The following is a 6,802-nucleotide window of genomic DNA, read 5'->3' as shown; positions in this document are numbered from 1 at the left end:
CCTTGCCTCTTGCCTCTTGCCTCTTGCCTCTTGCCTCTTGCCTCTTGCCTCTTGCCTCTTGCCTCTTGCCTCTTGCCTCTTGCCTCTTGCCTCTTGCCTTCTTCCCCCTGTTCCCTGTTCCCTATTCCCTATTCCCCTTCTCACCCCAACCCCTGACACAACAATTCACGATGTAAATTTGCCCGATCAATGGTGGCTTGAATACGAGTTTTTGACAACGGTTCCCCATTAGCATAATACTCAATCCACGCCTGACTAATCTCCGTAGACTCCTCAGGCAAATCCTCAAGTTCCCAACCCGGAAGATCGAACTCCCGTAAGAATTGCGTCACCTTGGGATCATAACTGAGTCCCCAACAGCGACAGCCCTCAGCCGCTGCCGCAATCAGTCCATGGAGGCGCATGGAAATCGCCATCTCAACCCCGCGAAATAGCCCCTTCAAGGCACGAGGATCGTCAGATTGCCAAAGATAACGGTTTTCGGGTAATCGGGCGTAAATCGTCCGTGCCAGGTCCAGGTCTTGACTCGGCTGGAAGGGAACCAAGAAGATCGAGGCTTGAGTGGCCGTCTGAAAGGCAGCGATCGCCGTGATCAGGCGTTCGAGGCGGGCCGGCGTGAACTGAGGATGAGGGCGTACAATCACCGCCACACGGGGCGCTGGTAGATCCCAAAGTCCCTGAGGCGATCGCGACTCCAAGGCCCAAACCGGATCGGGGGCTAGAGTGAAGGGAATCCCCCAATCATTGAGACAAGCCGCCGAATTGCGATCGCGCACCGTCACCACATCACAGCCAGCGAGACAGCGACGAGTCAGGGACTGAGTCCACGGTCGAGACAGGGGACCGATACCCTGGGCTAAGGCGATCGTCCGTCGGCCCAACTGTTGAGCCAACCCCATCAGTCCCCCATAATAGAAGGGATTAAGGGCGCTACTACTATCCTGCATTAAACTGCCGCCGCCCCAAATAAAACTCTGAGCCGATCGCAGCGCCGTTAAAATCTCAAAGGTCGCCTTGCGGGGAATCGCCTCAACTCCATAGCGATCGCGGGTAAACTGAGGATTCCCCGACAACACCACCGGAGTCACCGACGTCGGTAACATCTCCAATAGGGCCGCCAACAGGGCTTCATCCCCCATATTTCCCATACCATAGTAGCCACAGAGAACGGCTCGTTCGCTTGCCATGTTTTTACTCGTAGAGACGGGTTAACCCTCCAGGATGCGTCAGGGTCAACGCCTTGCCTCCCTTAGCCTACAACAAACACTGTCAACGGCGGGGGAGACCGACCCGAGTCCAAAATCCCCCAGGGACTTTCCCCAAAACAGCGGTCCTAAAACAGAAGTATGAAAACAGTTGTGACAGCAGCTTGGAGGCGGCTTAACTTTGTTTTAAACTAAGCAAGATTTAACTTGCTCTCAACTTGCCCTATGCACGCCCTTTCTCTTCCCACTTGGATGGTTCATGTCTCTAGCGTCATCGAATGGATTGCCGCCATTTGGCTAGTCTGGCGCTATGGTGAACGTCTCAAGAATCCCGCTTGGAAAGGGTTGGCCGTGGCCATGCTGCCGGCCCTCGTTGGGGCAATGTGCGCCTGTACCTGGCACTTTTTTGACAACGCCCAACGGTTAGAATGGCTGGTAACTCTTCAAGCCTCTATGACAGTGCTGGGTAACTGCACCGTGTGTTTAGCCGCCGCTTGGATTTGGCGACGATGGCATAATCCTCTGAATCAAGATACCCTAAACACGACTGACGGGGTGGAGAAGTCTTGAAAGTTATGTTCAGTCGCGTCAAGAATTAGCGGTTAAGATTTGAGTCAGTCTGTGAGCGGGAGGTAGATGATGGAACAGTGGGACTTTCTAATTCAACGAGAGGGCGATCGCGTTTGGCTTCCTCTCGGGGAGGGGCAAACCCGCCTCACCCCAGGACGCTATCGAGTCGTGGCGCGTACCTCAGTCACAGATGCGGTGACCGAGGTCTGTGTCCGTTATGAACCCCAGTCTGAAGCCGGGGGGACAGGACAGTTTTATCGCACCACCCGTCAAACCGATGAAGATGGCACGATTTTAGTCCTCCCGGCCACGGATTTGAGTGCTGGCCTGTGGTCACTCTCCTGTTCAATGGCGGCCCTGAGACGCGATCGCCCCGATGATCCCCCTCAAGGACAGGTTCGGCTGTGGGTTGAGGCCCCGGCGGTGGATCTCCCCGACTCTCCCCCAGCCGCGTCCCCGGTGACGGAACCGCCTCAGCCTCCCGTCGGCCCAATCGCCAAGGACACCGCCCCGACTGAGGAACCCCAGATTGGCGATCGCCAAGACCTGGATTTACGGTTACAACTCGCTCAAGACAACTATCGTCTCCCGGACCGAGAACCGTTAGTCTTATCGGGACGAGTCGACTGTCTCTCGGGTAACTCTGGGACGTTATCGGGGTTGCACCTGCGGATTCGCTTACGAGAACCCCAAAGTTTGCACGTGGTCGCCGCGCTACAACGGCTGTTACCCCGTCAAGCGGCCCCGCTTGAGTTTTCCTATCCGGTGACGATTCCTGAGTCTTGTCAAAGCCGTCTCATTTTGGGAGAGGTGGTTCTCTGTGATGCGGTTCCGACCGTGTTGGCGAAACAGTCTTTTGTGGTGACAGCGGGTTTAGAGACACTTTTGAATGAGTTGGCCGATGGCCAGATCGATCGCTCCCTAATTGAGCGATCGCAGCCCCAGTCTCGTCCCATGTCTCGTCCCAATGATCGTCCCCTCAACCCCCAAAGTTCCGACAGCCTCCCGGCGGCCCATGACAACAATCCCAATCTGCAACAGGCTCTTCCGCCTCGTCTGAATCTGGGGTCATCCTCCGGGAAGAAACCTCTGGATCTGCCCAGTTTTGGGAAACCCTTACCGCAACCCCTAGAGAATCCCTTTGGCGAGTTGCAACAGCCGAGTTCCTCCTCGAGTCCTTCCCCGAGTTTCCCGGACCTTCCTGAGCAAACGCCCCTGAGTCCCGCTCCCGTTGTCCCTGAAGCGTCCCCGGATGCGGCTGATGAGACGAATGAGGTCTCTGAAGTGAGGTCTAGCCCCACTTCAGAGACCTCAGAGGAGGAGAGGGATTTGGCCTCACCGCCCGAGTCGGCGATCGCCCCCAGTCTCGATGGAGGATTAGCCCCGAGTCGCTTCAGTTCTCGGCTCAACGATATCGCCCACAACGACGACCTCTCGGACTGGCTCAACGCGCGGGCGCAACAGGCCAATGACAGCAATCCCTTCAGTCTCGGCGATGATTTTGAGTCAGTCCTGGAGGAAGCCTCAGAGGTGGTGGTTGATGAGGATCCCGGAGAACCGCCGCCCTCGGTGGCGAAATTGGCCGCGACGCCGCCTCCAGAGCAGCCGGTTCCCACGCCCGAGTTGATTGTTCCCACCCATACCCTGGCCGTGGGTCGTCCGGCCTTGATTCGGGTGCGACTGAAGCAGACGCCGCAGCGAGTCTATGTGAAACTCTGGATTCACGATCGCCAAAATCAGCTTCTTCTCGATGGTCCCCGCTGGCTGACAGACTTCTTTCCCGTCGATGATGATCTCGTCGAATCCATGATTCGTTTAACCATCCCTCAAGGGGGTGTGGAATTGCAATTTGAGGCGATCGCCGTGGATATGGATTACGAGCGAGAGAGTTATAAGGTGGCGATCGCCCGTCGCGTCTCTCCCCCTGGACTCCCCAGTCTACCCCTCAGCAGCAAACCCGATCCCTAGCATCACGACGGGCCGCCATAAACGGGCCGCCACAAAGAAGCCAACACAAAAAAGACCCCCTTATCACAAGAGGGTCTTTTTGTCAAGACTTGCTTGGCTTGAATCAGTCAGCCTGAAGTTGAATCAAGCCTCGCTTACATAGCTGAGCCGACGCCGACATAGGCCCCGTAGAAAAACAGTCCTACCACAGCTAAAATACCCATTCCAGCGACGGTAGCCACGATCCAAAGGGGGATTCTTGCATCTCCAGACATAATTTAAGTCTCCTGTTTAACGTAATCTGATGTAATGGATGAAACCACTAGAGGCGAGGGTGGGATCTAGTTAAAGAAGTAACTCGAAAACAGCACACCCAGCACGAAAATTAGTAGCAACCCTAAGTACAGTGATGTACGGTTGAGTTCAACCGGCTGGCGGTTCGGGTTCTTTTGACGAGTTGGCATGGTTAGATCCTAAGGTTGAATAAACTGCATCGCGGCGATCGCACCGAGAAAGAACACTGAAGGAACTGCCAAAGTATGAACAGCAATCCAGCGAATTGTAAAAATGGGATAGGTAACGGGTTCAGACGGGGAACGATTTGTCATGGTTAAAAACCTCTCGTTAAAAAACTCAGAAACTCAGTTATTTGATAAACTGTTCAATTTGCTGACGACCTTCAAAGCGATCCGAGACGATCGGCAATTCCAGACGTTGTTTCGTGTAGTACTCATCCGGGCGAGGCGTTCCGAACGCATCATAGGCCAAACCCGTACTCACAAAAAACCAACCTGCAATAAACAGCATCGGGATGGTGACCGCATGAATCAGCCAATAGCGGACGCTGGTAATAATATCTGAAAACGGACGTTCTCCAGTTGTACCTGCCATGTTTGTTAAAATCCTCCTCTCGACAGTGTTAAAATCTACGGTCTATCATACAAAAACAACGAGACACCTACAAGCAACCGCACCCCACAATCATGAGAACAGTTGCCCGTCGGGATCAGGTTAGGTCTTGGCTGGGGTCATAGCGAAGCAACGTTCCTCGTTGTCCCAGAACGAATCCGAGATCCGGTTGAATAAACTTCACCCGGTTGAAATTCGAGGGAACCTTTTCCACCTGACGATCTTTGAGCCAGGTTTCACCCCCATCGTTACTATAGAGCAAATTGGCACTTCCACCGACGAGCCAAACATCATTGGGGGTTTGATAAGCCAAATCCAATAGTCCCCAACTGGTGGACAATTCAGGATACTGAGGCTCCTCCCAAGCTTCGGAATCTTGAGCATCCCCGAACTGAAGCATTCCACCGCGACCTAACACCCAAAGATTTCCGTCGGGGGTGAAACCCATATTTTGCAATCGTCTAGCACTGTGACGATTAAACGGTTGCCAGGTTTGGTTTTCATCATCCCAGACCGAATAGAAGTTACCTCGCGACGACACCGCCACATAACTTCCATCCGCCGAACGGGAAATATTGCGAAAGACTCCCAAGGCTTCTTCCACCAATCCCTTCCAATTTTGCGCATCATTGGTGGTGCGATAAATCGCGCCAACATTGGTCGTCATCTCCGCCGAATGGGGACCCGTGGCCACAATGGTACGGGGACTTCCGGGCAGCTTATCACTTAAGGGAACTCGTTCCCAGCGATCGCCCCCATCGGTCGTATGGAGTAGAATAGCCGGTTCCCCGACAATCCACCCCTCATGGCCATAAAAACTAACCGAATCAAAGGTGACCGACTCGCTACCCAAATCCAGAGAACGAGCCGTCCAAGTCTTCCCCTGATCCGTCGTTTCAAACAGGCTTCCTTTGTTCCCCACCAGCCAACCTCGGGACAAATCATCCGTAAAGGCCACATCAGCAAATGTCGCTTCCGTTGGCAGAGATTCCACCACCCACGGGTTGACCTCTAAAGAGGGGGTGTACTTACAGCCTGCCAGCAAAAAGACCACCGCGATCACCATCGCGATTGATTTCAAACGGTGCAGCATAGCATTCATCGTCGTCGCAGTTCTTTCAATAATCACAAGTACTCATGCGCAATGACTCACAGGCAATTTACCCTAGGCTTAACCGAGGCCGTAGAGACTCAACATAAACAGAACCCCTAACCCTAAGCCACCAAAAATCAATAAGGTCTTTTGCGTGGGTGTCAGCGTATTGACCCCCAAACCATAGGAAAAGTTCTCCTTAAAACCTGATGCTGTGCCTTTGGGACCAACATTGGCAAAGGATTGTTTACGCGCACCACAGACGGGACACCGCCAGCGATCGGGAACCTCCGCAAACGGCGTTCCGGCCGGCACACTACCGTTATCATCGCCGAGGTCCGGCTCATAGACGTAACCGCAAGCCAGACATTCATAGCGATCGCGCTCTGGAGGAGACGCTTGTTGCTCGGTTTGCTCGCTTTGCGGTTCCTGTTCAGGTTGCAGCTCGTTGGACTCTTGAGTATCCATGACTTCGCACTTGCAAGGGGTTCTATCAGCTAACGTGAATCAGCCAAGTCTTAAAAATCTGTTAATTATTATGACATACATTAAGTCCATCGCCGAATTCCCCCGAGACGTATTTTCTGGTAAATCCCCCAAAATGCCTAGAGCGTGGGGCATAGAGCCTAATCCGTCTGCCTCAACCCATTCAGTCCTTCCTGTCCAATTGCCCCCAACTTTCTCAGAATTGCCCTCAGACTCAGGTTCGAGGCGGCCGTCAGCGCCCCGTCATTCCGACGCGATCGCCCTCGGCCTCGCTCGCAGAGCGGTAACATAAAGGCTAGACAACCCCAGACTGGCCAGCTAATATCGACTTTTTTAAACAACCCAACCCATCTATGACCTACTGCTTAGGGATTATCAACCGCGACGGACTTATTTTTGGCGCCGACTCTCGCACCAACGCCGGAGTCGATTATATTTCTACCTATCAGAAACTCTTTGACTTTTGCGTTCCGGGCGATCGCACCATCGTCCTCTGTACCAGCGGCAGTCTCTCAGTCACCCAAGCCGTGATGAACCATCTGCGACAAGACATCAAACAAAACAAAGCCCGTAACCTCTACACCCTGTCCAA

9 protein-coding genes and 1 pseudogene are annotated in these 6,802 nt (G+C 53.7%); 3 read left to right on the top strand and 7 right to left on the bottom strand.

The features are described from left to right. Positions 1 to 140: 140 nt before the first annotated feature. Positions 141 to 1,187, bottom strand: coding sequence for a polysaccharide pyruvyl transferase CsaB (gene csaB / locus R6U67_RS03020; RefSeq protein ID WP_410251178.1), 1,047 nt, complete (start codon positions 1,185 to 1,187; stop codon positions 141 to 143). A 243-nt stretch (positions 1,188 to 1,430) separates the two neighbouring features. Here csaB and R6U67_RS03015 point away from each other — a divergent pair, with 243 nt between their 5' ends. Continuing rightward, positions 1,431 to 1,775, top strand: a complete 345-nt coding sequence (locus R6U67_RS03015) for a DUF2499 domain-containing protein (protein WP_068788956.1) — start codon at positions 1,431 to 1,433, stop codon at positions 1,773 to 1,775. A 66-nt stretch (positions 1,776 to 1,841) separates the two neighbouring features. Then, on the top strand, positions 1,842 to 3,743 hold the full coding sequence (locus tag R6U67_RS03010; RefSeq protein ID WP_410251177.1) for a hypothetical protein: 1,902 nt from the start codon (positions 1,842 to 1,844) through the stop codon (positions 3,741 to 3,743). A gap of 134 nt (positions 3,744 to 3,877) precedes the next feature. On the opposite strand, the gene R6U67_RS03005 is transcribed toward R6U67_RS03010, so the two are convergent. From R6U67_RS03005 to R6U67_RS02980, 6 genes are all read right to left on the bottom strand, one after another. Continuing rightward, complete coding sequence (locus R6U67_RS03005) at positions 3,878 to 3,997, bottom strand: photosystem II reaction center protein J (protein WP_074162834.1); 120 nt, start codon at positions 3,995 to 3,997, stop codon at positions 3,878 to 3,880. 66 nt (positions 3,998 to 4,063) lie between these two features. Beyond that, positions 4,064 to 4,186 carry a photosystem II reaction center protein L gene (locus R6U67_RS03000; RefSeq protein WP_074162832.1) on the bottom strand — a complete coding sequence of 41 codons (123 nt, stop codon included), beginning with the start codon at positions 4,184 to 4,186 and terminating at the stop codon, positions 4,064 to 4,066. Between the two features lie 9 nt (positions 4,187 to 4,195). Continuing rightward, a complete protein-coding gene (psbF, locus tag R6U67_RS02995) occupies positions 4,196 to 4,330 on the bottom strand; it encodes a cytochrome b559 subunit beta (protein WP_410251176.1) in 135 nt (44 codons plus the stop codon). Between the two features lie 37 nt (positions 4,331 to 4,367). Beyond that, a complete protein-coding gene (psbE, locus tag R6U67_RS02990) occupies positions 4,368 to 4,613 on the bottom strand; it encodes a cytochrome b559 subunit alpha (protein ID WP_068788954.1) in 246 nt (81 codons plus the stop codon). 115 nt (positions 4,614 to 4,728) lie between these two features. Then, positions 4,729 to 5,733, bottom strand: coding sequence for a photosynthesis system II assembly factor Ycf48 (locus R6U67_RS02985; protein WP_410251175.1), 1,005 nt, complete (start codon positions 5,731 to 5,733; stop codon positions 4,729 to 4,731). Positions 5,734 to 5,802: 69 nt separating this feature from the next. Then, positions 5,803 to 6,192 carry a rubredoxin gene (locus R6U67_RS02980; protein ID WP_410251174.1) on the bottom strand — a complete coding sequence of 130 codons (390 nt, stop codon included), beginning with the start codon at positions 6,190 to 6,192 and terminating at the stop codon, positions 5,803 to 5,805. Positions 6,193 to 6,563: 371 nt separating this feature from the next. Between R6U67_RS02980 and R6U67_RS02975 the strand changes: the two are divergent. Continuing rightward, positions 6,564 to 6,802, top strand: a pseudogene (locus R6U67_RS02975) (peptidase); the annotation flags it as partial.

It is taken from the genome of Sodalinema sp., from assembly GCF_046483825.1.
GTDB lineage: Bacteria > Cyanobacteriota > Cyanobacteriia > Cyanobacteriales > Geitlerinemataceae > Sodalinema.
The sequence above is the reverse complement of the archived record's forward strand: the minus strand, read 5'-3'. Positions and strand labels throughout refer to the sequence as shown.